The organism is Sporolactobacillus shoreae (assembly GCF_004684935.1).
Classification (GTDB): Bacteria; Bacillota; Bacilli; order Bacillales; family Sporolactobacillaceae; genus Sporolactobacillus; species Sporolactobacillus shoreae.
In genome coordinates, this window is the sequence record NZ_SRJD01000003.1 from 174,945 (window position 1) to 200,623 (window position 25,679).

Sequence of the window (25,679 nt, forward strand, 5' to 3'; positions counted from 1 at the left end):
TAGAAAAAAAGGGTTTGCAGGGGCTAATTATGAATGGACAGACAGGACAAAGGGATTCATCCGAAAAATATAATAATAGGTCAAGTCGATGATCTGAATGACATTAATTCAGATCAATTGAAATTTATATGATTCAAATGATTCCTGCGAGACGGATTCAATGTCTTTGCGGGAAGGGAGGATGTTTGAATGAGAAACCAGAGAAGCGGCGCCTCATCCCGCGCAGAACAGCGAAAAAATAAAACAGACCGGTTCCTTAACTGGACAATTGGCATTGTTTCACTGTTGATTTTGGCGGTGGGGTGTATCATTCTCATTGCGGTATTCAACACATCAAATCCGCGGCCTGCTGCCCAGCCGGCAAGCTCGCTTGCCCAGACAAGCGCTTCGTCGTCGCAAGCAAAGGGTCCGGACAACAGTTCTTCTGGCGATAGCAGCCAGTCCGGGTCGAGCCAGGTTTCCAATGAAGGTTCCTCGGGAAGCGCCAGTTCCTCAACGGTATCTGATGAAAACCATCAAGCGTCTTACGATATTGGAACCGCCGACTGGAATGCTCAGGTCCAGGCGATTTCTGGTGCGACCGGTATCAGTGTGAGCGATATGACCATTCACTGGCTTGGAAACGGCGGCTCACCAAACAGTTCGCTTGCCCGGGTTTCACCAAAGAGTGCCCAGACTTCAATTTACGTGGTTCATTTAATTTATCAGGGTGGAAAATGGCAAGCTGACAACGTCACAAAACCCGGTCAATAATAAGTATATAGAGTCTTAACCCGGCTGTCATTCGGAGGAATGGCAGCTTATTTTATAGGGCCTTCGGATTGAAAATCCTGTGAAAGTGTGATAACTTGAAACCATTAATCCTATTAATCATACTATTATTATAAGAATAAACTCAGTATAACAACTAATGGAGTGATCATAGATCATGGGACGGGAATTTATCGATGCATTTGAAAAATGGGCGGATCACTATGATCAGTCGGTTGCCGGTGAAGATCCTGAATATCGTGTCGTTTTCAGTTCGTACGATCAAATTCTTGAAGAGACAGCGAATGCAGCTTGCGGGACAGTGCTGGAATTCGGTACCGGAACCGGTAATCTCACCCGTAAACTTGTCGATAGGGGCCTCAATGTTATTGGTGTTGAACCCTCTCACAATATGCGCCTCATCGCACTTGAAAAAATACCGACTCTGAAAATTTGTGACGGAGACTTTCTTGATTTTCCGGATCCGGGCGAACCGGTTGATACAATCACGAGTTCGTATGCCTTTCATCATCTTACCTCGGACGAAAAGGACAAAGCGCTCAGCCGTTATAACGCTTTTCTTTCCGAACGTGGTAGAATTGTTTTTGCGGATACGCTATATAACAGTGAAGTTGACAAATTAAGGATACAGCATTGGGCAAAGGACAAGGGTTATTTTAACTTGTTAAAAGACTTACAGACAGAATACTATCCGCTTCGGAAGGATTTAGACAGGATGTTTCGTAAAAATCATTTTGTGCCTAAATTTAAACAAATGAATATGTTTGTCTGGCTGATTATTGCTGAAAAAGAGAACGAGTGACGGAAGGACGTTGATGATGAAAATCGGTTTGATTGGCGCTATGGAGGAAGAGGTTGAAATTTTGAAAGGGGAAATGATTGATACCAATGAGACAGAAGTGGCTCATTCCCGGTTCTATTCTGGACAGCTTGAAGGTTTTGACACCGTGCTTCTGCAGTCGGGCATTGGCAAAGTGAACGCTGCGCTAGGCACTACGTTGCTGATTGATCGCTTTCATCCGGATGTGGTGATCAATACCGGATCAGCGGGAGGGACTGATGCGGAATTGAGTATTGGTGATGTCGTCATCTCTTCCGGCGTCATCCATCATGATGTGGATGCGACAGCATTTGGCTACGTGCCAGGGCAGGTACCCGGTATGCCGGCTGTTTACATCCCCGACACTGCACTTTCAGAAACAGCTGAATCCGCGGCATCCGCGGCACTGGAAAAACATCGGATTGTCAGAGGGAAAATTGCGACGGGTGACTCTTTTATGGCGGATCCGAAACGGATTGAAGTTCTCAAAAAGCAGTTTCCGGATGTTAAAGCTGTAGAAATGGAAGCAGCTTCTATCGCTCAGGTATGTCTCCAGTTTGGCGTACCATTTCTTATCGTTCGGGCATTATCGGATATAGCCGGGAAGAAGTCCAACATTTCATTTGATCAATTCCTTGAGACGGCGGCAAAACATTCGGCACAATTCGTTCTTGCTGTTCTGGACAGACTGAAAAATGATAACGAGGCGGAATTTCATGCAAAATAAGCAGCAAACCCCCATTCAAATAAAATCGATGATAGCTGGTTGGAATGTATTGGGCAGCATTCTAAAAAGAAATCGGGCTATTAATCCGGCTGAGGACTGTTGTCAGTACGGCCGGGAAAAATCATCGAATGATTAAAATGGGGTGACATCATTGGCAGTATACCGGAGTGTGCATGAAATGGTCGGCAGGACTCCGCTGGTCGAATTAACCGCTTTTCAGATCCCGAAAAATGTGCATTTGTATGCAAAATGTGAATTCTTAAATCCAGGGGGCAGTGTCAAGGATCGTTTGGGTGAAAACTTTGTTGGAAAGGCTCTGGCTTCAGGAAAACTGAAACCTGGAGGAACATTGATCGAGCCGACTGCGGGAAACACGGGGATTGGTATCGCTTTGGCTGCTGTTGGAAAGGGTATTCACGTTATTTTTTGTGTGCCTGAGAAGTTCAGCGCGGAGAAGCAGATCCTTATGAAAGCGTTGGGAGCGGAAGTGGTTCATACGCAGACCGAGAAAGGAATGTCGGGGGCAATTGCCAAAGCAGAGCAGCTGGCCGGCGAAATTCCAGACAGTTACGTCCCGAATCAATTTGCCAACGAGGAAAACCCAGGTGCCTATTTTAACACGCTTGGTCCGGAAATATGGGAAGATCTGCATGGAAAAGTGGATGTCTTTGTTGCCGGAGCGGGAACAGGAGGAACTTTCACTGGGACGGCTTCTTATCTGAAAAGCAAGAATCCTAAGATTAAGACGGCAGTGGTTGAACCTGTCGGATCCATTTTGAACGGCGGGACACCTGCACCTCACAGAACTGAGGGAATCGGGATGGAGTTTATCCCCAAATTCGTGAAAACTGAGTATTTTGACGCGATCCATACAGTGAGTGATGATGACGCATTCCGGAGACTCAGGGAAGTGGCGCGCAAAGAGGGGCTTCTAGTCGGAAGTTCCTCGGGATCTGCACTTCATGCAGCGCTGCTGGAGGCGGATGCAGCCGAACCGGGAAGCAATATCGTCGTCCTATTTCCGGATTCAAGTGAACGCTACTTAAGTGAAAAAATATACGGCTGACCATTAACAGCAAAGAGGAGAGAACCAGTTTTGAAGCCAAAAACGAAAGTCATACATGCGGGCATTTTCGGTGACGACCATACGGGTGCCGTGACCGTCCCGATTTATCAGACCAGCACATACAAGCAGGAAGCGGTTGGGATAACAAAGGGCTATGATTACTCCCGCACAGCAAATCCGACGCGTCATGCGCTGGAAGTACTCATCAAGGAACTGGAATATGGCAAGGCCGGTTTTGCGTTCGGTTCGGGAATGGCGGCAATTTCTTCCGTACTGATGCTGCTGAATAGCGGCGACCATATTGTCATTACCGATGATGTCTACGGCGGTACGTTCAGAGTCATTGACAAAGTTTTTAAAAGACTGGGTATTTCAGCAACTTTTGTCGATACAAGCGATCAGAAAAAAATCGAGGGCGCGATTACAGAGAAGACAAAGGCGATTTATCTTGAAACGCCGACAAACCCTCTTCTGAAGATTACCGACATTAAGAAAACAGCCGAGTTCGCGCATAGAAAAGGTCTTCTTCTGATCGTTGACAACACATTTGCGACTCCATACTGGCAGCACCCCCTTCAGCTGGGAGCGGATATTGTTCTGCACAGTGCGACGAAATATATTGGCGGACACAGTGATGTTGTGGCAGGACTTGTCGCAGTTAGTTCAGATGAACTTGCTGAGAAAATCGGATTCATTCAAAATTCTGTGGGGGCCGTACCCGGACCTCAGGACGCCTGGCTATTGATCAGAGGTGTAAAAACCTTGGCTCTCAGAATGGAGCAGATTGAGGCAAACGCGAGAAAGATCGCTGAGTTTCTCGAGGCACATCCTAAAGTCGTGAAAGTGTACTACCCGGGACTTGAACACCATCCGGGTCATGAACTGGCCAAAAGTCAGGCTGAAGGTTTTGGTGGTATGATATCTTTTGACGCGGGTAGCGGTGAAGCTGCGGACCGTCTGCTTGCGAAGGTACAGTATTTTACACTGGCCGAAAGTCTGGGTGCTGTCGAAAGCCTTATCTCTGTTCCTGCTAGGATGACTCACGCTTCGATTCCTAAGCCACGAAGAGAAGAACTTGGCATAACGGATGGCCTGATCCGTCTTTCCATTGGTATTGAAGACGCCGAAGATCTGATTGCCGATCTGAAGCAAGCATTGGATGACTAAAAATTTGGTTTTGTTGAACGTGTCTGTTGTTTTTCGCTCCATGCGTTCGCTTTTCGCGGGCGATCCGTGAGTCTCCTCACTCGTGGCCCTCGCTGCGGGGTCTCACTTGGTCGCTGATCCCGCAGGAGTCTCGCACCTTTCACTCCAATCAAAGGAGGGGCAAAATCAACATTGAATTTAAACATAGCCATAGAATTAAATACTTGACCTGTCTGGATCCTCATGAATTTGTGGGGATTCTTTTTTTTACAGAATATACCTTTCAAAACTTGTGGCTCCCATGTTAAAGTGATAGAGGACTGGGGGTGCAAAAATGAAAGAGTATGAGAAAAAAATCATGGAAAAAATCGTTGATTGCAGAAGAACAGGCTTTCTTTGCCTGTTTCTCAGTGCGTTTTTATATGCGGGCACGCTGATCCCTAAATTTGAAGATCAGCAATGGAAGATTGGCATCCTGTCTATGTCAAGTCTATTGTTCGTTTTGCTTGCTTTCTTTTTCTACTGGAGGACATCGAAATTAAGAGATAAGCTCGAACGGTAGAAAATAAGTTTTTCAGTTCTTGAAGTGAAAAATAATTAGAGACTGTGAGGCGTATCTGATGGATCTGGGACTTAATGGGAAGCGCGCGCTGGTTCTTGCATCAAGTAAAGGGCTTGGTTTTGCGATAGCGAAACAGCTCGTTCTTGAAGGGGCGGAGGTGATTCTGTCAAGCCGGGATCATGAGCGTCTTGAAGTAGCTGCGGATTCACTGGATGACCTTTCTGACGGCGCCGCTACCTATTATCCGGCGGACGTCAGCCTGAAAGATGAACTGGATGCCCTGGCAGACTTCACAAAACTGCATTTTGGTTCATTGGACATTTTGGTCAACAATTCGGGTGGACCGCCAAGCGGACCGTTTCTATCGATGACCGATCAGGACTGGCAGAACGCCTTTGAACTGAATCTGCTGAGCTATGTCCGAATGATCCGCGCTACCGTTCCTCTAATGGAAAAAGCAGGCGGCGGCCATATCCTCAATATTGCGTCATCATCCATTAAGAAACCGATCAGCAATCTGGTTTTATCCAATACGTTTCGGCTGGGAATAGTAGGCCTCACTAAAACCTTGGCCAGTGAACTGTCGGACAGCAATATTCTGATCAATACGCTGGCGCCTGGCCGTATTCTTACAGATCGTGTTCTCTTGCTGAATGAAAAACAAAGCGAGACAACAGGCATCCCGATAGAAGACATAAGAAAAAAATCGGAAGCTGAAATTCCGCTCGGCCGATACGGAACGCCTGAAGAGTTCGCCAAAGTGGCCGCGTTCATGGTCTCGGATGCCTGCACCTATGTTACGGGAGAATCATTGTTGGTCGATGGCGGACTTGTCCGAAGTATTTAAGTTTTACAACTTTGAGCAGAGGGGTTTACATTGCTGTCGCCATGCCATACAATATCAAATGCATCTGGAACGGCCGCTGATACAGTTAACCGTATCACTGAAAGATTCAGGACGGAGAGACAAGTGTAAGCTGTACCAAGATTCTTTTTAGACGTACCAATCGACTTATATTCCAAAAAACAGCCGCGGGGTCAGCTAGTTGCTTGCCTGCGGTTCTTTGCGCCCTGAATAACAGCGGTAAAGCAGGAGATAGAGAAAGAGTAACAGTAAGCGGTTTTCCTGATTAAGGTGTACTTGATACTGTGGTTCAAAGGAGGAATTCTGCATGGCAGAAAAACGTTTATTTTCATTTGCGGTCGGTAAAAAGAAACAGACCGCGGCGAGCCGGATCGAAGACAATGAACGGATCAACCGGTTGAAAGATGAGATGCTTACAAAGCGCATGTTTTACGGCAAGTTATTCTGATAAAATTTTTTTCTGAAAAACTGAATGGTGATTTAAAAAAGGAATGAAAATCATAATTGATTTCATTCTTTTTTTTAGGTAACGAAGAATAAATCTGGCAAATTAAACAGTGCCTTGGATGAGATTCAAAGCTGAGGTGCGCGGGCTACTGTGGGATCAGCGAGCGCCTGGAGCGAAATGTAACAAAGAAGTTCGGACTGATTTAAAATCAGCCTTAAGCCTGAGCCTGAAACCGTTCAGAAGGCGGTCGATTGAGATTTCGACACCTTGTAATATAAACATATGGAACGGAGGATCAGTCATTTTAGTACACGAGAATGGAGGAATCGATATGGCTCATTTTAAAAATCTGCGCAGATTGATCAGGAGCAACAAACTCAGGAAAAAAGAACAGAGTGCCGATATCTTAGGAGATAACATTAGAATCCAAACAATGCATGAACAGTCTGTTGACCGCCGCTGCAATGCCACTTTTTTCTATATGTAGTTGTAACCTTGGATTTAAAATACTGTCCCGTCAGACAGAGTCCAGAATTTCAAAGGATGTGTAGCGTTTCGCATGATCATAGACATGCATGTCCAGATGATCCACGTGTGAAAATGGGCTGCCTTTCTTAATCGCGCCCACAAAACGGTCCACACGATCAGCCGGTCCCTCGGCGGCGATTTCTACTGAGCCGTCTTCACGGTTCCGCACCCACCCGGAAAGATCAAGTTTCTGGGCGGTTTGCCATGTATAGAACCTGAATCCGACGGCCTGTACGCGGCCTTTCACCATTATATGAACACTTTTAATTGTACTGTCTTTCTCCATAGAGTTCTCTCCCTTCACAGCGATAATAGCTTTACAATTACAGTTTAACATTCTCTTTTCCACATAGATAATGAGAGATCCTGTGTAAGAAAAGGCCAGACCGAATCACCGGCCAGGCCTGCGGAATATTTCATTATAGAGTTTCATCAGCGCGCGTTTTTCGATACGTGAAACATAGCTCCGCGAAATCGAAAGTTTTTCCGCTATTTCACGTTGTGTGAGATCCTGCTGGTTATTTAGCCCATACCGGCCGATAATCACTTCTTTCTCCCGGGGATCAAGCACCGAAATGGCGTGATGAATTTTTTTTGTGTCCAACCTCAATGAGATTTCATCAACAATATCTTTATTTTTTGATTTGAGTATGTCGATCAGAGAAATGGCATTGCCTTCTTTGTCCTGCCCTATCGGATCATTCAGCGAAACATCTTTCCTTGTTTTCTTCAGGCCTCTAAAATGCATCAATATTTCATTTTCAATACAGCGTGCCGCAAAAGTTGCGAGTTTCGTTCCTTTGTCAGCGGAATAACTCTCAATGGCTTTAATCAGACCGATGGTTCCGATCGAGATGAGATCATCGGTATCTTCCTTTGTATTGTTGAACTTCTTAACAATGTGTGCCACGAGGCGAAGATTATGCTCGATCAGCATATTTCTGGCTTCCTGATCCCCTTCAGCCATCCGCTCCAGGCATTTCTTCTCTTCCTCCTCTGACAGTGGCTGTGGAAAAGCGTTGTTCTTCACATATGAGACAAGCAGCAGGACCTGTTTGAACAGGTAGGCGAGTCCGCCCGCTATTGACAGCATGAGTAGTCACTCCTCCGCAAAATTCTCTGTGCTTCCGTACTGTCTTTTAGCATATGGGCGTTTGCCATGTCCTGTGCCTGTCCGGGCCTTTAAGAAAAATTAATTCATCCAGTGGAATAATACGTCTTCATCACGGAGCGGAGTGTTGTAAAAAAGCCCAGTCAAAGCCCTGTCAGGTGAATAATTTATAGTGATCCGAACAATAAGGAGTTGAAATCGAATGGGCTATTCAGGCGGTTACGGATCAGGTTTTGCCCTGATCGTTGTGTTGTTTATCCTGTTGATCATCGTCGGCGCGGCTTGGGTTTATTAAATTTCTTCGAAGAGGGGCCTGTGTTGCAGCAGGCCCCTTTCGGCTTTTAACAGATGATAAAGTAGTTCTCTGATGCTACTTTGTCATCTGATGAACAGGAACATGGAGTTGACGCCGGTTCATTTCCTCTTCGATAAGTATAATAAATTCTTCACTCAACTGATATTTCTTAGCTTTTTTATAAGATTCAATCAGTAGTTCATCGGTCAGATTCTTCATTTTTTTCCGTTTCCGGATGACACCTCCTTCAAAAAAATAGATTCATGAGATTTCTTAAATCCACTCTATCATGATCAGAAACAGTGGACAATCATCTTCTTATCCACAGATCACGGTGTATAAACTGTGAGTATTTTGTTGATAAGGCATAGGAGGACTTTATTTTTCAGTGTGAATTTGTGGACAAGGTTATCCACAAAAGACGACCAGTCATTTTTTGTCGAAACATATAGGTTCTTTTTTCAAAACTGATTTTTGCACTTGGTAAATCGGACGACATGTGGGAAAATGAGATCAGAAGATGAGGTGCTGGATCATTGTTGAAAAAATTTTTACCTGATGAACATGTTCAGAGCATTCTTGACATCCATCCGGAAATGCTCAAAAAGCGAGGAATCAAAGGACTGATTACGGATCTTGACAATACTCTGGTTGCCTGGAACGAGGCCCATATGACGCCGGAGCTTGCCAGTTGGTTTGACTCTTTCCGGGAAGCCGGTATTTCTGTAATGATTCTGTCAAATAACAGTGAACGGCGAGTCAAATTATTTTCAGAACCTGCTCATGTCCCGTATGTGCATCGCGCGAAAAAACCGATGGCCTACGGATTCAGACGGGCACTGAAGGAAATGCGGCTGAAAAAGGATGAAGTTGTTGTGGCCGGTGATCAGATTGTCACTGATATTTTCGGAGGCAATCAGTTCGGCGTGCATACGATTCTTGTTGTTCCGGTTGCGTTAAACGATGCCTGGATCACAAAAATAAACCGGACGGTGGAACGCTTTATTCTGTCGCAGATGCGCCGCCGGGGATGGCTTAAATGGGAGGAATAAGGAATGGACGATATACTCTGTGCCGGATGCGGCATTAAAATCCAGACGGAAAATGAGAATGCCCCCGGCTATGCGCCGCCGGGGGCACTGAAACATAATCCTGTAATATGCAGGCGCTGTTTCCGGCTGAAAAATTACAATGAAATACAGGATGTTCCGATGACCGGTGATGATTTTCTGAAGCTGCTCTCCAAAATAGCGGACGCGGATGCTCTTGTCGTGTATCTGGTTGATATTTTTGATTTCTCCGGGAGCTGGATTCCGGGGCTTCAGCGATTTATCGGAAAAAATCCTGTTCTCCTGGTGGGGAATAAAAATGATCTGCTGCCGAAGTCAACCAACCCCAACAAGTTGAAAAACTGGCTTCGGCGCTCAGTCAGGGGATTGGGCCTACGGCCTGTCGATGTGCTGCTGATGAGTGCGGAAAAAAATCACGGCATTGACGACGTCATGCAGAACATGGAGTATTACCGCAACGGAAGAGATGTCTATATTGTAGGTGTCACGAACGTCGGCAAATCGACATTTATCAACCACCTGATCCGGCAGTCGGGAAATGGGGACGGTGAGATCACAACATCACATTTTCCTGGCACGACTCTGGATTTTATTGGTATTCCGCTCGACGACGGACACATGCTTTATGATACGCCTGGAGTTGTCAATCTCCATCAGGCCGCCCATTTTGTCAGTGAACAGGATTACGGTGAAATCATGCCTTCCAAAGAAATCAAGCCGAAAGTATTTCAGCTGAATGAAGATCAGACACTCTTTCTGGGCGGACTGGGACGCATTGATTACACAGGGCCGGGAAGGCGCTCACTGATCGTCTATGCGTCGAACGCGCTGACGGTTCACCGGACAAAACTGGAAAATGCAGATGACCTTTTTCACCGGCAGTACGGACATTTGCTGACACCTCCAAGCCACAGAGACGGTCTTCCCGCTTTGAAGCGTTATGATTTTCGGACTGATGAACTTAACACAGATATCGTTTTTTCAGGACTCGGCTGGGTCACCGTCAAAGGCAAAGGGGCAAGAGTGTCCGCCTATGCACCATCAAGTATCAGCGTATCCGTACGTGCTTCAATTATAAAGGGGTAAGTTTGACACAAGAGATTTTGGACTCACTGGCGCCCGATGGGATTTCGGGTAAAAACAGATTTCCAATGGTCCGAAGAATGAAGTATGATTGAAAAGAACAGGACAGGAAAAGACACATTACTGAAAATGAAGGGATTTAACAAGGAATGCTGAACAGCAAACAGGTTAAGTATTTGAGAAAGCTGGCTCACCCGCTGAAACCGGTTTTCCAGATTGGCAAGGCCGGACTCGGCGATCAGCTGATCAATGAACTCGATGCCGTACTTGAGCGACGTGAATTAATCAAGGTATCACTGCTTCAGAATACGTTCGAGGACGCAGAAGATGCGGGAGAGCGTATTGCCACGGGGACAGGTGCGGAACTGATTCAGGTGATCGGACATACGATCGTTCTTTACAGAGAATCAAAAGAACACAAAAAGATAGAATTTCCAAAATAATGGGGAAGAATTAATTTTATGAAAAAAATTGGACTGCTTGGCGGGACCTTTGATCCGCCGCATCTGATGCACCTGCTGATCGCGCAGGAAGCACTTGAAGCGTGCGAGCTGGACGAAGTTTGGTTCCTGCCGAGCTATATCCCGCCGCATGTGCAGGGAAAGGTTGCCCGGACAGAGGCCAGTGACCGCGCCGAGATGGTCCGTCTGTCGATCAAGAGCAATGACCGGTTCCATTTATCAATGGTAGAAGTTCTGCGGAAGGGTAAATCTTACACAGTGGATACCCTCAGGGAACTTAAAAACAAATATCCCGGCAACAAATTTTACTTTATTCTGGGTGCGGATATGGTGGATGACCTGCCGACATGGCACGGTATTGATGAACTGAGACGCCTGACATCATTCATCGGTTTCAGAAGACCGGGTTTCCCCGCTGATAATCCGGCACATGTTGATGTGATTTATATTGACATGCCGCTGATTGATATCTCATCAAGCATCATTAGAAGACGACTGTTGGACGGGCGGTCATGCCGCTACTTCCTGGCAGATCCGGTCATAAACTATATAAAGGAGAGACGGCTGTATGAGGATTGAGGAAGCCGAAGAGGCGATCAGGAGCCTGCTTCCTGAGAAACGTTTCAGGCATTCGGTAGGCGTCTCGAAAACAGCGGTAAAGCTGGCGAAAAAATACGGTGCAGATGTTGAAAAAGCCGGAATTGCGGGCATGCTTCATGATATAGCCAAATATTTTTCTGATGCGGACCTGGAAGCAGCCATCAGGCGCAGAGCGGATATCTCCAATGATTTTCTGGAGTATTCGGATAAGCTCTGGCATGCTCCAGTCGGGGCTGTTTACGCTCAGGAAAAACTGGGAATTGAAGACCGCGAAATTCTTGACGCGATGACCTATCACACCACCGGCAGACAAAATATGAACTTGCTTGAGAAAATCATTTTTCTGGCGGATTATATTGAACCGGGACGTGATTTTCCGGGGGTGGATGAAGTACGTGAAGTCGCGGCAGAAAATCTGGACAATGCTGTATATTTAGAGCTTCAGAAAACCGTGATCCACCTGCTGGAGAAGAGACAAAGTGTCTATCCGAAAACTTTTGAAGCATATAATGATCTTGTCAAAAAAATTCAATGAGGTGACTGGATGAACAGTGAGGAATGGGTTAAATATCTGGCGGAAGCCGCGGATGACAAAAAAGCTCAGGATCTTGTCATTCTGAAGATGAAGGGTATCTCCATTATTGCGGATTACTTCATCATCTGCCACGGCGATTCCGGAAAACAGGTACAGGCTATTTCCACAGCGGTTAAAAAAGCCGCTGAAACAAAGGGACTGACCATCCACCGTATGGAAGGCTATGACCAGGCGCGCTGGGTGCTCATTGATATGGGCGATATCGTCGCGCATGTTTTTCATAAGGATGAACGGGATTACTATCAGCTTGAAAAATTATGGGGGGACGCCCCTCTCTATACTTTAGAAAAAAAGCCGCTTTAATAGCGGCTTTTTCTATTATAAATAATTCACGGGACAAGATCGGAATTCACCAAGCCGACACATTTTTAAGAAGGATTCCGCAGGACGAACGGGGAATATGTTAACAGTGTATAGCTCTGAATTAAAGACGATCATGTTTCAGTCGATCCCATCAAAAAATGGATCGAGAGCCTGATGATCTTCAAGAAATTTTTCTTTTGTTGCTTCAAAAAGGTGTTCAAAAACTCCGCTGTATTCCTGATTTAAAACGGCCAGCCCCGCCCCCGTCACCCCGCCTTTGACAGTGACTTTATCGCGAAGCTCCTGTAAAGTGAATTTTTTTTCCTCCAGCAGTTTGCCATATCCGATGGTCATCTGCGTTGCTAGTTCCGTTGCCTCCTTCTTTGAAATAGAGGTTGCTGCAACGGCTCCGTCGATCATTTTTTCCAGCACAAAAGAAAGAAATGCCGGACCACAGCTCGAGATGTCTGAGGCCACACGGATATCTTTCTCACTGACTTCTAGCGGCTGCGAAAAATTTCCCAGCAGATTCCAAAGCTTGTATTTTCCATGGTCAGTCAGGCTCGAACCAAAGGTTACAAGAGTGCTTCCTGACAGAGATTGGTTCACAATACTTGGAACCACTCTCGCGGTATGGCAGGGAATCAGCTTCTCAAGCTGGGCGATTCTGATCGGGCTGGTGACCGAAACGGCAAGCTGTTCCGGGTACCAGACCCCGCGGAGCGGCTGAAGCAATCCAAAGTATTCCTGGGGCCTGACGCAGAGAAAAATTGTATCCGAACGGCGGATCACTTCTCTGGAAGAACCGCAGACCTTCAGCCCGGGATAATGCGCAGCAAGATCATGAGCTTTTTTGGGGGTACGGTTTGTAACGTAAATTGTTTTCGCCTTTGCTGATTTGCTTCTGATTAGTGCACTGACAATCAACGATCCTATATTCCCTGTCCCAATAACGCCGATCCTCATTACTTTTTTCACCCCGATCTTTTCAATCTCCTTGTGAACTTTATGAGAGGAATTATAAAATTATACCCGCTCTTTAAGACACGTTAAATTTCACCTGATCTTTCGCAATTCCCGTTTGTTATCTGTTTTCATTATTACGATAGGAAGTGTGCCGATGGATCAAATTTGGAAAAAATATAGAAAATGGATTTCATTAGTGATAGTTGCCATAGGTCTCGTGCTTGGATTACTTATTTGGCAATTCAATGATTCAAAACAAAAAGCGGCTGCCGAAAGAGTGGAAACGTATTTCTCGGCGGACAAGAAAACCAAGAAAACTGCATCTTCCGAAGGTACAAATAAGCCATCTCCACCACGGCAGGAAATTATAGTCGATATGAAGGGTGCCGTGAGAAAACCTGGTATCTATCGAATGAGTTCCACCGACCGAGTCAGTGATGCCATTAATAAAGCAGGCGGGCTAGCGGATAAAGCAGACAGGGATAAAGTCAATCTGGCACAGAAAGTGTCCGATGAAATGGTTGTTTACGTACCTGAAAAAGGGGAGGATCTGCCGAAAATTCAGGCAGGCGGTGCAGCAGCAACTTCGGCGGGAATGCAACCGGGCAATGGTGCGGATCAAACTCAGGTAAATATAAACACCGCAGACGAACAGGAACTTCAGAACCTTCCCGGAATCGGTCCGGCAAAAGCAAAAACGATTATTCAGTACCGTGAGGAACATGGCCTTTTTAAATCTGTTGAGGATCTGACGAATGTCTCAGGAATCGGAGAAAAATCACTTGAAAAAATAAAGCCCCAGGCCACCATTCAGTAAGACCCCTTGGGGGCTTCAGAAATTATTTTTACGTCGCTAAATGATTTTTGAGAAAACAGGTATTTTCAGTTTCGTTCTGTTACAATAACTGTCGAGCATACGAAACCGGAGGGAAAGAGACAGAATGAAAAGATTATCATGGGATCAATATTTTATGGCTCAAAGCCATTTGCTCGCGTCCAGAAGCACCTGCACGCGACTCATAGTCGGAGCGACGATTGTACGAGACAAACGAATCATCGCAGGCGGCTATAACGGATCGATTTCGGGCGGTGTTCACTGCAACGATGAGGGCTGTTACATGATTGACGGTCACTGCGCGAGGACCATTCACGCGGAAATGAACGCCATCCTTCAGTGCGCCAAATTCGGTGAATCTACTGACGGAGCGGAGATCTATGTCACACATTTTCCTTGTGTCCAGTGCTGTAAAGCAATTATTCAGGCAGGTATCCAGAGCGTCTATTACGCGAATGACTACAAGAATCATCCGTATGCGGTGGAACTTTTCCAAATGGCAAATGTGAAAGTGAAAAAGGTTCCCTTTGAAGATGTTTTTGAATTAAAAGAGGATAGTCTGTCAGGAAAACAGATCGCTTATATTAAGGAACTGTTCACACGTCTGGAGGAAAATGGGACGGGAAAAGAGGAATTGCAGGAACTCCATGATCAGGCAGAAAGACTTTTTAAGCGTGGAAGCTAATGCCTTTCGCATCAAAGTGGCACCTGATCGCGTTTTGCGCCTGCCTCTCAAGCTGGGCGGCTGGGCGCAATCCTTCCGTTCCGGTTCTATTACTAGGTCTTTACAGTATCTACCTCCTGACTGCAAAAAAATATCGGCTGTTTGCAGTTTTCATCGTGGTCATACTGGCCATTATGCTTGATGTACAGCTTTTCCAGACAAATGGAACTGTGCTTTCTCCTGATCGGAACGTTTTTATTGGGAAGATAAAAGATATCCCGCTCTTCGATGGCGATCTTCTTTCATACACACTGAAGGATTCCGGGGAGGATGTCAGGGTTTCCGTCAAACTGCGCAGTGAAGAAGAGAAGAATAGGCTTATGAAAACACTTCGCCCGGGGTTGATCTGCCGTATCGAAGGACAGCTTGAGCGGCCTCCGGGGGCAACGAATTTTCATGCATTCGATTATCGGGCCTATTTGGAGAACAACCACATTTTCTGGCTGCTTAAAGCCAAAGGTCCACCGCAATGCGTGGGCTCATCATTGAGCATTTGGGAACGATTGAACCGATTCCGGCAAAGCCAGATGGAACGGATCCAAAATCAATTTTCTCCCACGAGCGCAGGTATCATGAATGCTCTGATTTTCGGTGACGACCGCAGCATGGATCCTGATCTTGCCGATGCATACCGTCTGTTCGGGCTTGTTCATCTTCTGGTGGTTTCGGGCATGCATATTGCTGCAATATTCGGTTTCCTTTATTTTGTGGCGCGTCGTCTTGGCGTGGTAAAGGAACATGCCTGCTTGATTTTGTTGCTGTTCATTCCTTTTTATGTTTTCCTGGCCGGTGCGGAACCCTCCGCTGTCCGCTCAGGATTAACCGCTGGTCTCGTGCTTACCGCGGGGATCGCAAAGATAAAAAACCTCCGCACTACAGATGTCCTCTCTATTTCTTGCCTGATTATGGTGTTCCAAAATCCGAAAGTCGTCTTTGATCTCGGATTTCAGCTGTCCTTTGCCGTGACTTTTACTGTAATGATCGCCGGACCGGCCATAATCGAAAAATACAAATCAGCGCTTTTAAGAATCTTCATGTTATCTATGATCAGCGAGATTGCCTCATTCCCTATTGCCGTGTATCATTTTTATCAATTTTCTTTTGTCGGGCTATTCCTCAGTATTTTTTTTGTCCCCTACATGACCTTTATTATCCTGCCCTTATCAGTATTGGCCTATGTCGGAGCGAGTATTTTGCCTGCAGCCTCCCGTTTTCTGTCACCTACAATGGATTTGTTCCTGTACGTGCCGCATGAGGTTCTGCTTTATCTGTACAGGCACCCCTTTTTTCAGCTTAATTACGGAGCTATGGAGCCATGGATGCTCGCCTCTGCGATTCTGATTTTCGCAGCGGCTCTGCTGATCTGGGAGAATTCGCGAAAAATCCTAACGGCGGCTTTGCCCGCACTCTCTTTTCTCCTGATTTACGGCATAATTTATGCGGCTGATTTTATTAATCCCTATGGATCCGTTACGTTTCTCGATGTCGGGCAGGGTGACAATATTCTGATCCGTCTGCCCCACCGACAAGGTACTTTGTTGATCGACAGCGGCGGAACGATGCCCTATCCTAAAAAAAAGTGGCAGATTCGAAATAAACCGTATGAAGTGGGAAGAGATGTTGTCCTACATGAATTGCAAGCGATGCGTATCAATTCATTGGATCGTGTTGTTTTCACGCACAAGGACTTTGACCATGTCGGTGGCATGCGGAGTGTGCTCGACGTTATTCCTGTTAGGCGGATCGTGGTTAGTCCTTTTTATAACCCGGATCAATCGGATTTGAAATTATTTGAGGACGCGTTAAACAGGGGAAGTGAACTCAGTCTGATGAAATCAGGAGACAGGCTGATGCTTGGCCATGCAGTCTTTGACATCCTGTCTCCGATCACGGCATCAAGTGACAGTAATGACAATTCGATGGTCATCCGGACAATGCTTGGAGGAAAACACTGGCTTTTTACCGGAGACCTGCCTATTGAAGGAGAACTGCGGCTTATCGAACAGAATTCTGATCTGAAGGCCGATATCCTGAAACTGGGCCATCACGGGAGTCGAACCTCAACCTCCGAAAAGTGGCTGGAAAAAGTAAATCCTGCTTTAGGAATTATATCGGTCGGCAAGAATAACCGGTATGGCCATCCCCATCCTGAAGTCCTTCAATTGTTGAAAAAGCATCAAGTCGGCGTCATCCGGACGGATCAGTCGGGAGCTATTCAATTTCTTTTTACGGATCAGAAAATTGTGCGGATGATCACCGCCTTGGGGCACTGAAGAACAATTTCCAGTATTTTTTGCTGATGACAAGAGTTGTCACCCATACTTTGAGTCATCATAGGATAACATAGAGAAAGAAACGAACATCGTCCGACCGGCGTTGTCCTAGGCTCCGCCAGTCCGGCGTTCATATATAACGGGGATAGGCCTTAGACGGCTATCCCTTTTTTTGTAGATGTCCCATGGCTTGTCAATCGTCCTGGGAAACGGTAAAGTGGGAGTTATGAGAAAAACCACGGGTGAACAAATACAGTTTTTTTGTTCTTCGCCTGTTTCAATGGGGGATGGTCCGAATTGCCACAGAAAAAATCTGCGGATCTGTCGATTCAGAAACCGCTGGCACCTGTAATCCTTCTATTTGGAACTCAGGATTATTTGATTCAATTAATGAAAAAAAATATAATACACGAAGCTTTGCCTGAGGATGATCTGGATTTTAACCTTTCGCGATATGACATGTTTGACGTCCCTCTGGAACAGGCACTTGAGGATGCGGAGACTGTTCCGTTTATGGGTGAAAAAAAGGTGGTTGTCATTGAAAATCCCTTTTTCCTGACGGCTGAGAAGGTAAAGGCTAAAATTGAACAGCACTTGCCCGCTCTGGAGCGCTACCTGGAGCATCCTTCACCGGACTCTATTCTCATTATTTCGGCTCCTTATGAGAAACTGGACCGACGCAAGAAGGCCGTAAAAAGCCTGGAGAAGGCAGCAAAAATGTACGAACTGTCTCAGCTGACTGATTCTACACTCTACCGGCTGATGGAGAACGTGGCGGGTCGATTCGGCGCGGTCTACACCCGCAGCGGTCATGACCAGCTGATTGCTTCCTCCGGTCAGGATCTGGCGAGGCTTGCTCATGAAGTGGAAAAATGCGCGCTGTATTGCGGTACGGATCGTCCGATCGACGGGGAAGCAGTCCTGGAGATAGGCTCCCGGTCGCTGGAAACGAACGTATTTCTTCTTGTCGACAAAGTCATGAAGAGGCGGACAGCTGAGGCCCTTCATTTATTGCATGAGCTGGTACGGATGAAAGAGGAGCCGCTGAAGCTTCTGGCCTTGCTTGAACGGCAGTTCCGGATTGTTTATCAGGTTTCCTATTATCACAATGCCGGGTATACGCAGAACAGCATAGCGGGGAAGATCGGTATTCATCCATATGTGGTCAAACTTGCGGCTGAACAAGCAAAATTGTACAAACCGGAATATCTTAGAGGTGTTCTGGTCCGGTGCACAGAAGCGGATTACCGGATCAAGACAGGTGCGGGGGACAAACTGCTCATTCTGGAACTGTTAATTCATAAAATTTCCGCATAAAAAAACCGGGATTCGCACTTCTGCGATCCCGGTTTTCTCGTTCAATTACGCATTCAGACCGTTCAATTTCTTGGAAAGTCTCGATTTTTCATGAGACGCTTTATTTTTGTGAATCAGGCCTTTTGTTGCTGCCTTGTCAACTTTCTTAGTCGCAGCAACAAAAGCTTCTTTTGCGCCCTCAACATCTTTTTCATCAACTTTTTCATTGAACGATTTGATAGCAGTGCGCATCGCCGACTTAATCTGCACATTGTGCTGGCGATTAGCTTCACTTGTTTTCACACGTTTAATTGCTGATTTAATTTGTGGCATTCCTTTCACCTCCAAATCCTTGAATTCCCGGCCAATCATAAACAAAAGGCTGCAGGAACAGAGAAGGTTCCGGATGATGCAGCCATTCACGTAAGCAGAGATTAATTCTGACAAACTGTATTGTATCAAAGCCGCAGTAGTTTTGCAATGAATGAATGAAAAATGTCGGTGTCGAACACTCTAGTAACAGTATTCATTCAGCTTGCGAGGAGTGGACGTCAGTATGGCAAAGGAATTAGATCTGAAGAACTACGGTGTCCGGACGGATTTGGCGATTGAATCCGGTACGGGAAAGAATCGGGATCGCGGCGTGGTTCTTGAAGAAAAGAATGAAAACGGAATTAAGATTACCCGAATGAAAATTGACGAAGAGGCGTCATTGAAGATGCACAAGAAGCCGGGTTCTTATTTAACCTTTGAGGCACGCGATCTTCGCGGCGGTGACACTGAGGCGGAAATGAAAACAGAAACCGTTTTTGCAAAATATTTCGCCCAATTTATTAAGGATCTGGGAATTTCAAAAGGGGCCAGCTGTCTGATCGTGGGGCTTGGCAACTGGAAAGTGACTCCCGATGCCCTGGGACCCAGCGTCATTGAAAATGTTCTGGTGACAAGGCATCTTTTCCATCTCCAGCCACAGAATGTCCAGAAAGGGTACCGTCCGGTTAGTGCGATTACACCCGGCGTTATGGGCGTGACGGGGATTGAAACAAGCGACATTATTCTGGGCGTGATTAATAAAATCAGACCTGATTTCCTGATTGCCATTGATGCCTTGGCTGCAAGATCAATTGAACGTGTGAATACGACAATCCAGGTAGCCGACAGTGGCATCCATCCGGGGTCTGGAATTGGCAATAATCGTAAAGAACTGAGCCGGGATACACTCGGAATTCCCGTGATCGCTGTCGGCGTTCCGACGGTCGTTGACGCTGTCACCATCACAAGTGATGTTCTGGATCTTCTGCTGAGGCATCTCGGGAGGGAAATGAACGACAAAAGTCCTTCAAAATCACTTGTGCCGTCATGGATCCCATTTGGTGAAAAGGGTGATTACAGGGAATGGAAACTGCCGAGTAAGGAGAACAGGGCGGCTTTTCTGGGGCTGGTTGGTACATTGGATGAAGGTGAAAAAGCGCAGCTGATTCAAGAAGCATTGGGCGCGACAGGCACCCGGTTGATGGTCACGCCTAAAGAAGTGGACTTTTTTATTGAAAAAATGGGCAATATTCTGGCACAGGGCCTGAATTCGGCATTGCACGATCAGGTCAGTCAGGAAAATGTCGGACACTTTACCCATTGAATTAAAATTGTTGTTCAAAAACATTGGCTCTGTCAAACTTGCCTGCTCTTTTTCACTCCATGTGCCTGCTTTTCGCGGGTGATCCGTGAGCCTTCTCTCCTTTTTTGGCCCCTAATATAAAAATAAAGTGGTCTAAAAGGCAGAATCCGCGCATAAAATGTTTAAATACTCTATCAAAAATGATTGTGAGGGAAGCTCATATGAACAAAGAAAGAAAAAAGATTCAATATTTATCCGAGCACGGCTGGAGTCCCAGGCAATATATAAGAAACGACAGAACAACTGTTGTTTGGAGACGCCAGATGAGTGACGGGGTTCATCAGGACCAGTCGGAACTGAGCCTGCTTGAGATAAATATGCTGACCTATAAAGGGTTAGCGAGGCACTGCGAATATATTGAAAATCGTCTGAGAAGAAGTATGGAAAGAGCAGAAAAAAGTGATCGATTGATCAAAAAAATCTATGGCTGACGACCCGCAGACTTTTGTCCGATTCAAAAAGAAATTCATACATCAATGGCTCTTTAATTGAAGGCTATGTGAATATTGAATGTTGATTTTGTTGCCCTATTGATTCGAACGCCTAGAGCGAAAAACAACAGACTTGACAAAACCTAATTGAAGAATTCAGTGCACAGAAAGGGAGATGGTCTGATTGAAAATCGAAATCTTTTCAGACCTTCAAGCGGGTAAATTGGAATGTTCAGTGAATGACTTCCTAAGCCATCATATGAATATTGAAAGGTCGAATTCAGTACATCTCAAAAGGACACTGATGATATGGTGTAAAAAAATGTTTTATTCACTCATGACTGTATGCGATGAATAACGGAATTCAGGAAAAAACACTCTGACCTGAGTGTTTTTTCCAATTTCAGATTCTATAAGTGAGACCAGCAACATATGATTTTGGAAAGGACAAGCATAAAACAGCAAAGGGGGAAAACGCCGTGCTGAAAAGAATGGTGATTGAATTGGCAGTGGTCTTTTCTCTGCTGCTTGTGTGCGTCATTTATGGAGCTGTGACTGTTCGGGATGCTCAGAATCCCGGAATAAACGTGAGCGCCTCGTCTCAGAATAGTGTAATACCACAGCAGAGCAATCAACCGGGAGTCAATCAGGACGGACAGGGGACAATTTCTTCGGGGGCAACCCCGGATTCCGGTATCCGAACAGACGGCAGCAGCAAGGGAGCGGGAGATTCTTTTTCAAACCGTGTCTCCCGTTTCTTTCTGGCTGGAGTCAGTTTAGTGGCAGGTGTTTTCGAGGGAATTGTTCAGCTCTTTTTGTAAATGCTCGTGAACCGTGTGTATTTGGTACAGGATCCGTTCTCCCTCATTCCCATTCTCCCGATTTGCGTTGAAACCGCTTGGATCGATTGATATAATCGAAAAGAGTATGGTTTTAAGCGGGAGGAACAAACATGTCAGAACGCAGCGATAGCAGGCAGTCGCATATCCGTAATTTTTCGATCATCGCACATATTGACCACGGAAAATCGACGCTTGCCGACCGAATATTGGAAGCGACTCAGGCGCTGACCAAGCGGGAAATGAAAGAACAGACTCTTGATGCCATGGATCTGGAGAGAGAACGGGGCATCACGATAAAATTGAATGCAGTGGAACTTACATACAAAGCGCCGGACGGCGAAACCTATATTTTTCATTTGATCGACACCCCGGGTCACGTCGATTTTTCTTATGAAGTTTCCCGGAGCCTTGCCGCGTGCGAAGGAGCATTGCTGGTGGTCGATGCCGCTCAGGGAGTTGAAGCGCAGACACTGGCGAATGTGTTTCTCGCGCTGGAGAACAATCTGGAAATTATACCGGTGATTAATAAGATCGATTTGCCGAACGCGGATCCGGACAGAGTAAAAAAGGAAATTGAGGATGTTATCGGTCTTGACGCCTCGGATGCCGTATTGGCATCGGCCAAAACAGGAATCGGCACGGAAGACATTCTGAAACAGATTATCGACAGAATCCCAGCGCCCACGGGAGACCCTGATGCGCCACTCCGCGCGCTGATTTTTGACTCTCTGTATGACGCTTATAGGGGTGTCGTCGTGTATGTGCGGATCATCGACGGTACAGTACGGGTCGGTGACACAATCAAGCTGATGGCGACAGGAAAGACGTTTGAGGTAATTGAAGTAGGGGTTTCCACACCGAAAATTGAAACCCGCGACGCTCTTTCAGTCGGCGATGTCGGCTTTCTTACAGCATCAATCAAGTCTGTCCACGATACGCGGGTCGGGGATACCATAACCTATGCGGAACGGCCGGCCGCCGAACCGTTGCCGGGTTATCGGAAAATGAATCCGATGGTTTACTGCGGGCTTTATCCGATTGACACCGCCCGCTATGATGACCTTCGTGAAGCACTGGGCCGTCTCGAACTGAACGACGCCGCACTTCAGTATGAACCTGAGACTTCTGAAGCCCTTGGCTTTGGTTTCCGCTGCGGCTTTCTTGGGCTTCTGCACATGGACATTGTTCAAGAGAGACTCGAACGTGAATTTAATATTGATCTGATTGCGACGGCGCCAAGTGTCATCTATAAAGTGAAATTGACCGACGGATCGACGGTTGACGTCGGCAATCCGTCTGAAATGCCGGAACGGAAATATCTCGAGGAAGTTTCCGAACCCTATGTCAAAGCGACGATCATGACGCCAAATGATTATGTCGGCACGATTATGGAACTTTGCCAGCGGAAGCGCGGCGACTTTAAAAACATGGAATATCTGGATGATAACCGTACGAATATCATTTACGATCTTCCGCTTTCAGAAATCATGTACGATTTTTTTGATTCATTAAAATCCAGCACCAAAGGTTACGCATCACTTGACTATGAAATGGACGGATATCGGGTCAGTGATCTGGTCAAGATGGATATTCTCCTAAACGGGGAAAAAGTGGACGCGCTCTCCGTAATTGTCCACAAGGAATTCGCGTACGACCGCGGCAAGGCGATTGTTGAGAAACTGAAGGAACTGATTCCGCGCCAGCAGTTTGAAGTGCCGATACAGGCGGCAATCGGGCTGAAAATTATCTCCCGTTCGACCATCAAGGCTCTCCGCAAAAACGTGCTTGCCAAATGCTATGGCGGCGATGTTTCGCGGAAACGGAAGCTGCTTGAGAAACAAAAAGAGGGTAAGAAACGGATGAAGGCAGTAGGTAGCGTCGATGTGCCCCAGGAAGCGTTCATGGCTGTTTTCAGGATGAGCCACGATGACTGATCAGGTAACGCGCGGTGCGTATATACACATCCCATTCTGTGATCATATTTGTTATTATTGCGACTTTAACAAGGTGTTTATGAAAAATCAGCCGGTGGATGGCTATCTGGACGCCCTTGCAAAGGAAATGGCCTATTACGCGGCAATGGGTCCGGTAAAAACCATTTACATTGGCGGAGGGACACCAACTGCCCTGAATGAAGAACAGTTTGAACGGATGCTGTCCGATGTGTCACATTACTTCGGACATGATGCTCTTCAAGAGTTCACTGTGGAGGCAAATCCGGAAAATCTGAGTGGTGGAAAACTTGAACTGATGAAACGCTACGGCGTCAATCGCCTCAGTGTCGGCGTGCAATCCTTTGACAACGAACTTCTGAGGACAATTGGACGTGCCCACAATGCGGAGAACGCAAGGGATACAATTCAGCGGGCGCAAGCGGCGGGATTTGAAAATATTACTTTAGATCTGATGTTCGCTTTACCGGGACAAACGGAGGAAATGCTGCATCAATCACTTGAAACAGCCTTATCTCTGAACACACCGCATATCTCCATATACTCGCTTCAGATTGAACCGCGCACGATTTTCTATAATCGGATGAAGGGCGGTAAATTGCGCCTCCCGGGTGAAGATATCGAAGCGGATATGTACGGACAGATTATTTTTACTCTGGAAAAGCATGGGTTGCGCCAATATGAAATCAGTAATTTTTCCAGATCTGGCTATCAGGGCATACATAATTCTCTTTATTGGCACAATGAGGAGTATTACGGAATAGGCGCTGGTGCCCATGGTTATGTGAACGGAAAAAGATATGCCAATGCAGGTCCGGTCAAAAAATACATTTCACTGGTTGGTAAACATGGCTTCTCGGAGGCTTCGGCACATGCAGTGACTGTGCAGGAAAGGATTGAGGAGGAAATGTTTCTGGGACTCAGATTAATGAGGGGAGTCAGCCAGTCCCGCTTTCTTCAAAAATTCGGCCGGCATATTAAAGAAGTTTATGGTAATCAGATCAATCGTCTGAAATCGGAAGGGCTCCTTGAAGAATGCGGCGATTACATTAAATTGTCAACCAAAGGAATTTTCTTAGGAAATAATGTTTTTGAAGCATTTTTATTGTCCTAACCATTTGACAAATGGGCGGGAAGTTGGTAAATTTTAATGTAGAATTAGCACTCAGTAAGAGAGAGTGCTAACAGAGGTGATAGGGATGTTGACGGAGCGCCAGTTGTTTCTGCTGCAGCTTCTAGTAAATGACTATATTGTCTCTGCCGAACCCGTGGGGTCCCGTTCCATTTCAAAACGCGATGATGTTCACTACAGTCCGGCGACGATCCGTAATGAGCTGGCGGATTTGGAAGAGATGGGCTATCTTGAAAAGACACATCTGTCTTCCGGACGGGTCCCTTCAGAGAAGGGATATCGCTTCTATGTGGATCATCTCCTTTCTCCGGCGATGCTTTCAGACCTGGAAATGAAAAATATCCGTGACGCGTACCGCCGGAAATTTTCCGAAACTGAAGAGTTGATTCATGTCACTGCCGAGTTGCTGTCCGAGTTCACAAACTACACGGCCATCATGCTCGGCCCTGAATTGCTCGAAATGAAGCTCAAGCATATTCAGTTTGTCAGGCTTTCCGGAAACAAGGGTGTCATGATTATTGTTACAGACTCTGGACACGTTGAGAACCGTGTTGTGACATTCCCAAGTGAAATTAAAGCTGAGGATATTGAGAAAATCGTCAACATCCTGAATGAAAAATTGAATATGGTTCCGCTGTACCAGCTTCAGAAGAGGCTGAACGAAGAGTTCAGAGATGTGCTCCGCAGGAATGTCAGCAATTATGAACACGCCATGACGCTCCTCAGGGACAGCCTTGAAATTAATGATCCGGAGCAGATCTTTTACAGTGGAAAGAGTAAAATACTCTCGCAGCCTGAATTTCAGGATATTGATAAAGTGATTTCTCTTCTTAATGTATTTGAAGGCAAGGATCTCATCAGAGAACTGATGAATATGCCGCCGGGCGGAATGCATATCCGGATCGGGAAGGAAAACAAGCTGAACGGCATTGAGGATTGCAGTCTGATCACAACAACTTATTCAGTTGGCAGTGAGCTTTTGGGAACGGTCGCCGTGATCGGTCCGAAGCGGATGGCTTATCCGAGAGTGATCACATTGATTGATGTTCTTTCGAATCTTTTAACAAAATCGCTGAGCGACAGGAAAGAAAATAATAAATAA

Annotated in this window: 31 protein-coding genes; 26 read left to right on the forward strand and 5 right to left on the reverse strand. The window is 46.1% G+C overall.

Features of this window, described 5'->3' with window-relative positions; genetic code table 11:
• Positions 1-189: 189 nt before the first annotated feature.
• The 9 genes from E4665_RS04250 (at position 190) to E4665_RS18080 (ending at position 6,892) form a co-directional block, all read left to right on the forward strand.
• Positions 190-753: a DUF1510 family protein gene (locus E4665_RS04250; protein ID WP_135347566.1), complete on the forward strand. Its 564-nt coding sequence runs from the start codon at positions 190-192 to the stop codon at positions 751-753.
• A 175-nt stretch (positions 754-928) separates the two neighbouring features.
• Positions 929-1,573, forward strand: a complete 645-nt coding sequence (locus E4665_RS04255; RefSeq protein WP_135347567.1) for a class I SAM-dependent DNA methyltransferase — start codon at positions 929-931, stop codon at positions 1,571-1,573.
• A gap of 16 nt (positions 1,574-1,589) precedes the next feature.
• Positions 1,590-2,318, forward strand: coding sequence for a 5'-methylthioadenosine/S-adenosylhomocysteine nucleosidase (gene mtnN, locus E4665_RS04260; RefSeq protein WP_135347568.1), 729 nt, complete (start codon positions 1,590-1,592; stop codon positions 2,316-2,318).
• Between the two features lie 151 nt (positions 2,319-2,469).
• A complete protein-coding gene (locus E4665_RS04265) occupies positions 2,470-3,384 on the forward strand; it encodes a PLP-dependent cysteine synthase family protein (RefSeq protein WP_135347569.1) in 915 nt (304 codons plus the stop codon).
• Between the two features lie 30 nt (positions 3,385-3,414).
• The gene (locus E4665_RS04270) at positions 3,415-4,551 is read left to right on the forward strand and encodes a bifunctional cystathionine gamma-lyase/homocysteine desulfhydrase (protein WP_135347570.1); all 1,137 of its coding nucleotides are present in this window, start codon (positions 3,415-3,417) and stop codon (positions 4,549-4,551) included.
• Between the two features lie 313 nt (positions 4,552-4,864).
• Positions 4,865-5,092 (forward strand): YrhC family protein, encoded by a 228-nt coding sequence (locus tag E4665_RS04275; protein WP_135347571.1) that lies wholly within the window; start codon positions 4,865-4,867, stop codon positions 5,090-5,092.
• A 58-nt stretch (positions 5,093-5,150) separates the two neighbouring features.
• The gene (locus E4665_RS04280; protein ID WP_135347572.1) at positions 5,151-5,939 is read left to right on the forward strand and encodes an SDR family oxidoreductase; all 789 of its coding nucleotides are present in this window, start codon (positions 5,151-5,153) and stop codon (positions 5,937-5,939) included.
• Between the two features lie 325 nt (positions 5,940-6,264).
• Entirely contained in the window at positions 6,265-6,405 is a 141-nt protein-coding gene (locus tag E4665_RS18075) for a hypothetical protein (RefSeq protein ID WP_167815109.1), read from the forward strand.
• A gap of 331 nt (positions 6,406-6,736) precedes the next feature.
• Complete coding sequence (locus tag E4665_RS18080; RefSeq protein WP_167815110.1) at positions 6,737-6,892, forward strand: hypothetical protein; 156 nt, start codon at positions 6,737-6,739, stop codon at positions 6,890-6,892.
• Positions 6,893-6,922: 30 nt separating this feature from the next.
• Here the strand turns inward: E4665_RS18080 and E4665_RS04285 are convergent, their stop codons facing one another.
• Together E4665_RS04285 and sigK are read right to left on the reverse strand one after the other, a co-directional pair.
• Positions 6,923-7,219 carry an acylphosphatase gene (locus E4665_RS04285; protein ID WP_135347573.1) on the reverse strand — a complete coding sequence of 99 codons (297 nt, stop codon included), beginning with the start codon at positions 7,217-7,219 and terminating at the stop codon, positions 6,923-6,925.
• A 105-nt stretch (positions 7,220-7,324) separates the two neighbouring features.
• Entirely contained in the window at positions 7,325-8,026 is a 702-nt protein-coding gene (gene sigK / locus E4665_RS04290) for an RNA polymerase sporulation sigma factor SigK (protein WP_135347574.1), read from the reverse strand.
• Positions 8,027-8,246: 220 nt separating this feature from the next.
• Between sigK and E4665_RS04295 the strand changes: the two genes are divergently transcribed.
• Positions 8,247-8,339, forward strand: coding sequence for a YjcZ family sporulation protein (locus E4665_RS04295; protein WP_135347575.1), 93 nt, complete (start codon positions 8,247-8,249; stop codon positions 8,337-8,339).
• Between the two features lie 75 nt (positions 8,340-8,414).
• Here E4665_RS04295 and sda read toward each other — a convergent pair whose 3' ends face one another.
• Complete coding sequence (gene sda, locus E4665_RS04300) at positions 8,415-8,558, reverse strand: sporulation histidine kinase inhibitor Sda (protein WP_135347576.1); 144 nt, start codon at positions 8,556-8,558, stop codon at positions 8,415-8,417.
• 317 nt (positions 8,559-8,875) lie between these two features.
• Between sda and E4665_RS04305 the strand changes: the two genes are divergently transcribed.
• The 6 genes from E4665_RS04305 (at position 8,876) to rsfS (ending at position 12,451) form a co-directional block, all read left to right on the forward strand.
• Positions 8,876-9,391: a YqeG family HAD IIIA-type phosphatase gene (locus tag E4665_RS04305; RefSeq protein ID WP_135347577.1), complete on the forward strand. Its 516-nt coding sequence runs from the start codon at positions 8,876-8,878 to the stop codon at positions 9,389-9,391.
• A 3-nt stretch (positions 9,392-9,394) separates the two neighbouring features.
• On the forward strand, positions 9,395-10,495 hold the full coding sequence (yqeH, locus tag E4665_RS04310) for a ribosome biogenesis GTPase YqeH (protein WP_135347578.1): 1,101 nt from the start codon (positions 9,395-9,397) through the stop codon (positions 10,493-10,495).
• A 146-nt stretch (positions 10,496-10,641) separates the two neighbouring features.
• Positions 10,642-10,935: a ribosome assembly RNA-binding protein YhbY gene (gene yhbY, locus E4665_RS04315; protein ID WP_135347579.1), complete on the forward strand. Its 294-nt coding sequence runs from the start codon at positions 10,642-10,644 to the stop codon at positions 10,933-10,935.
• Between the two features lie 18 nt (positions 10,936-10,953).
• On the forward strand, positions 10,954-11,532 hold the full coding sequence (locus tag E4665_RS04320; protein WP_135347580.1) for a nicotinate-nucleotide adenylyltransferase: 579 nt from the start codon (positions 10,954-10,956) through the stop codon (positions 11,530-11,532).
• Positions 11,522-12,088: a bis(5'-nucleosyl)-tetraphosphatase (symmetrical) YqeK gene (yqeK, locus tag E4665_RS04325; protein WP_135347581.1), complete on the forward strand. Its 567-nt coding sequence runs from the start codon at positions 11,522-11,524 to the stop codon at positions 12,086-12,088. Before E4665_RS04320 ends, yqeK begins: the two co-directional genes overlap by 11 nt.
• 9 nt (positions 12,089-12,097) lie before the next feature.
• The gene (gene rsfS, locus E4665_RS04330; RefSeq protein WP_135347582.1) at positions 12,098-12,451 is read left to right on the forward strand and encodes a ribosome silencing factor; all 354 of its coding nucleotides are present in this window, start codon (positions 12,098-12,100) and stop codon (positions 12,449-12,451) included.
• A 138-nt stretch (positions 12,452-12,589) separates the two neighbouring features.
• Here rsfS and comER read toward each other — a convergent pair whose 3' ends face one another.
• Positions 12,590-13,417 (reverse strand): late competence protein ComER, encoded by an 828-nt coding sequence (comER, locus tag E4665_RS04335; protein WP_135347657.1) that lies wholly within the window; start codon positions 13,415-13,417, stop codon positions 12,590-12,592.
• A gap of 154 nt (positions 13,418-13,571) precedes the next feature.
• Here comER and E4665_RS04340 point away from each other — a divergent pair, with 154 nt between their 5' ends.
• From E4665_RS04340 to holA, 4 genes are all read left to right on the forward strand, one after another.
• Positions 13,572-14,234, forward strand: coding sequence for a helix-hairpin-helix domain-containing protein (locus tag E4665_RS04340; RefSeq protein ID WP_135347583.1), 663 nt, complete (start codon positions 13,572-13,574; stop codon positions 14,232-14,234).
• Between the two features lie 124 nt (positions 14,235-14,358).
• Entirely contained in the window at positions 14,359-14,937 is a 579-nt protein-coding gene (locus E4665_RS04345) for a ComE operon protein 2 (RefSeq protein ID WP_135347584.1), read from the forward strand.
• Complete coding sequence (locus E4665_RS04350; protein ID WP_135347585.1) at positions 14,937-17,249, forward strand: DNA internalization-related competence protein ComEC/Rec2; 2,313 nt, start codon at positions 14,937-14,939, stop codon at positions 17,247-17,249. The genes E4665_RS04345 and E4665_RS04350 overlap by 1 nt, the downstream gene beginning before the upstream one ends.
• Positions 17,250-17,546: 297 nt before the next feature.
• On the forward strand, positions 17,547-18,566 hold the full coding sequence (gene holA / locus E4665_RS04355; RefSeq protein ID WP_135347586.1) for a DNA polymerase III subunit delta: 1,020 nt from the start codon (positions 17,547-17,549) through the stop codon (positions 18,564-18,566).
• Positions 18,567-18,611: 45 nt separating this feature from the next.
• Here holA and rpsT read toward each other — a convergent pair whose 3' ends face one another.
• Positions 18,612-18,878, reverse strand: a complete 267-nt coding sequence (gene rpsT / locus E4665_RS04360) for a 30S ribosomal protein S20 (protein ID WP_135347587.1) — start codon at positions 18,876-18,878, stop codon at positions 18,612-18,614.
• A gap of 223 nt (positions 18,879-19,101) precedes the next feature.
• Here rpsT and gpr point away from each other — a divergent pair, with 223 nt between their 5' ends.
• From gpr to hrcA, 6 genes are all read left to right on the forward strand, one after another.
• The gene (gene gpr, locus E4665_RS04365; RefSeq protein WP_135347588.1) at positions 19,102-20,181 is read left to right on the forward strand and encodes a GPR endopeptidase; all 1,080 of its coding nucleotides are present in this window, start codon (positions 19,102-19,104) and stop codon (positions 20,179-20,181) included.
• A 200-nt stretch (positions 20,182-20,381) separates the two neighbouring features.
• Positions 20,382-20,651 (forward strand): hypothetical protein, encoded by a 270-nt coding sequence (locus E4665_RS04370; protein WP_135347589.1) that lies wholly within the window; start codon positions 20,382-20,384, stop codon positions 20,649-20,651.
• Between the two features lie 479 nt (positions 20,652-21,130).
• Complete coding sequence (locus E4665_RS04375) at positions 21,131-21,472, forward strand: hypothetical protein (RefSeq protein ID WP_135347590.1); 342 nt, start codon at positions 21,131-21,133, stop codon at positions 21,470-21,472.
• Positions 21,473-21,603: 131 nt separating this feature from the next.
• Positions 21,604-23,427 carry a translation elongation factor 4 gene (gene lepA / locus E4665_RS04380; RefSeq protein WP_135347591.1) on the forward strand — a complete coding sequence of 608 codons (1,824 nt, stop codon included), beginning with the start codon at positions 21,604-21,606 and terminating at the stop codon, positions 23,425-23,427.
• A complete protein-coding gene (gene hemW, locus E4665_RS04385; protein ID WP_135347592.1) occupies positions 23,420-24,559 on the forward strand; it encodes a radical SAM family heme chaperone HemW in 1,140 nt (379 codons plus the stop codon). The genes lepA and hemW overlap by 8 nt, the downstream gene beginning before the upstream one ends.
• A gap of 85 nt (positions 24,560-24,644) precedes the next feature.
• Complete coding sequence (gene hrcA / locus E4665_RS04390; RefSeq protein ID WP_135347593.1) at positions 24,645-25,679, forward strand: heat-inducible transcriptional repressor HrcA; 1,035 nt, start codon at positions 24,645-24,647, stop codon at positions 25,677-25,679.

Coding starts and splice junctions, on each gene's coding strand:
- E4665_RS04250 (WP_135347566.1), top strand. CDS start 190: ATGAGAAACCAGAGAAGCGGCGCCTCATCCCGCGCAGAACAGCGAAAA.
- E4665_RS04255 (WP_135347567.1), top strand. CDS start 929: ATGGGACGGGAATTTATCGATGCATTTGAAAAATGGGCGGATCACTAT.
- mtnN (WP_135347568.1), top strand. CDS start 1,590: ATGAAAATCGGTTTGATTGGCGCTATGGAGGAAGAGGTTGAAATTTTG.
- E4665_RS04275 (WP_135347571.1), top strand. CDS start 4,865: ATGAAAGAGTATGAGAAAAAAATCATGGAAAAAATCGTTGATTGCAGA.
- E4665_RS04280 (WP_135347572.1), top strand. CDS start 5,151: ATGGATCTGGGACTTAATGGGAAGCGCGCGCTGGTTCTTGCATCAAGT.
- E4665_RS18075 (WP_167815109.1), top strand. CDS start 6,265: ATGGCAGAAAAACGTTTATTTTCATTTGCGGTCGGTAAAAAGAAACAG.
- E4665_RS18080 (WP_167815110.1), top strand. CDS start 6,737: ATGGCTCATTTTAAAAATCTGCGCAGATTGATCAGGAGCAACAAACTC.
- E4665_RS04285 (WP_135347573.1), bottom strand. CDS start 7,219: ATGGAGAAAGACAGTACAATTAAAAGTGTTCATATAATGGTGAAAGGC.
- sigK (WP_135347574.1), bottom strand. CDS start 8,026: ATGCTGTCAATAGCGGGCGGACTCGCCTACCTGTTCAAACAGGTCCTG.
- E4665_RS04295 (WP_135347575.1), top strand. CDS start 8,247: ATGGGCTATTCAGGCGGTTACGGATCAGGTTTTGCCCTGATCGTTGTG.
- sda (WP_135347576.1), bottom strand. CDS start 8,558: ATGAAGAATCTGACCGATGAACTACTGATTGAATCTTATAAAAAAGCT.
- yqeH (WP_135347578.1), top strand. CDS start 9,395: ATGGACGATATACTCTGTGCCGGATGCGGCATTAAAATCCAGACGGAA.
- yhbY (WP_135347579.1), top strand. CDS start 10,642: ATGCTGAACAGCAAACAGGTTAAGTATTTGAGAAAGCTGGCTCACCCG.
- E4665_RS04320 (WP_135347580.1), top strand. CDS start 10,954: ATGAAAAAAATTGGACTGCTTGGCGGGACCTTTGATCCGCCGCATCTG.
- yqeK (WP_135347581.1), top strand. CDS start 11,522: ATGAGGATTGAGGAAGCCGAAGAGGCGATCAGGAGCCTGCTTCCTGAG.
- rsfS (WP_135347582.1), top strand. CDS start 12,098: ATGAACAGTGAGGAATGGGTTAAATATCTGGCGGAAGCCGCGGATGAC.
- comER (WP_135347657.1), bottom strand. CDS start 13,417: ATGAGGATCGGCGTTATTGGGACAGGGAATATAGGATCGTTGATTGTC.
- E4665_RS04340 (WP_135347583.1), top strand. CDS start 13,572: ATGGATCAAATTTGGAAAAAATATAGAAAATGGATTTCATTAGTGATA.
- E4665_RS04345 (WP_135347584.1), top strand. CDS start 14,359: ATGAAAAGATTATCATGGGATCAATATTTTATGGCTCAAAGCCATTTG.
- E4665_RS04350 (WP_135347585.1), top strand. CDS start 14,937: ATGCCTTTCGCATCAAAGTGGCACCTGATCGCGTTTTGCGCCTGCCTC.
- rpsT (WP_135347587.1), bottom strand. CDS start 18,878: ATGCCACAAATTAAATCAGCAATTAAACGTGTGAAAACAAGTGAAGCT.
- gpr (WP_135347588.1), top strand. CDS start 19,102: ATGGCAAAGGAATTAGATCTGAAGAACTACGGTGTCCGGACGGATTTG.
- E4665_RS04370 (WP_135347589.1), top strand. CDS start 20,382: ATGAACAAAGAAAGAAAAAAGATTCAATATTTATCCGAGCACGGCTGG.
- lepA (WP_135347591.1), top strand. CDS start 21,604: ATGTCAGAACGCAGCGATAGCAGGCAGTCGCATATCCGTAATTTTTCG.
- hemW (WP_135347592.1), top strand. CDS start 23,420: ATGACTGATCAGGTAACGCGCGGTGCGTATATACACATCCCATTCTGT.
- hrcA (WP_135347593.1), top strand. CDS start 24,645: ATGTTGACGGAGCGCCAGTTGTTTCTGCTGCAGCTTCTAGTAAATGAC.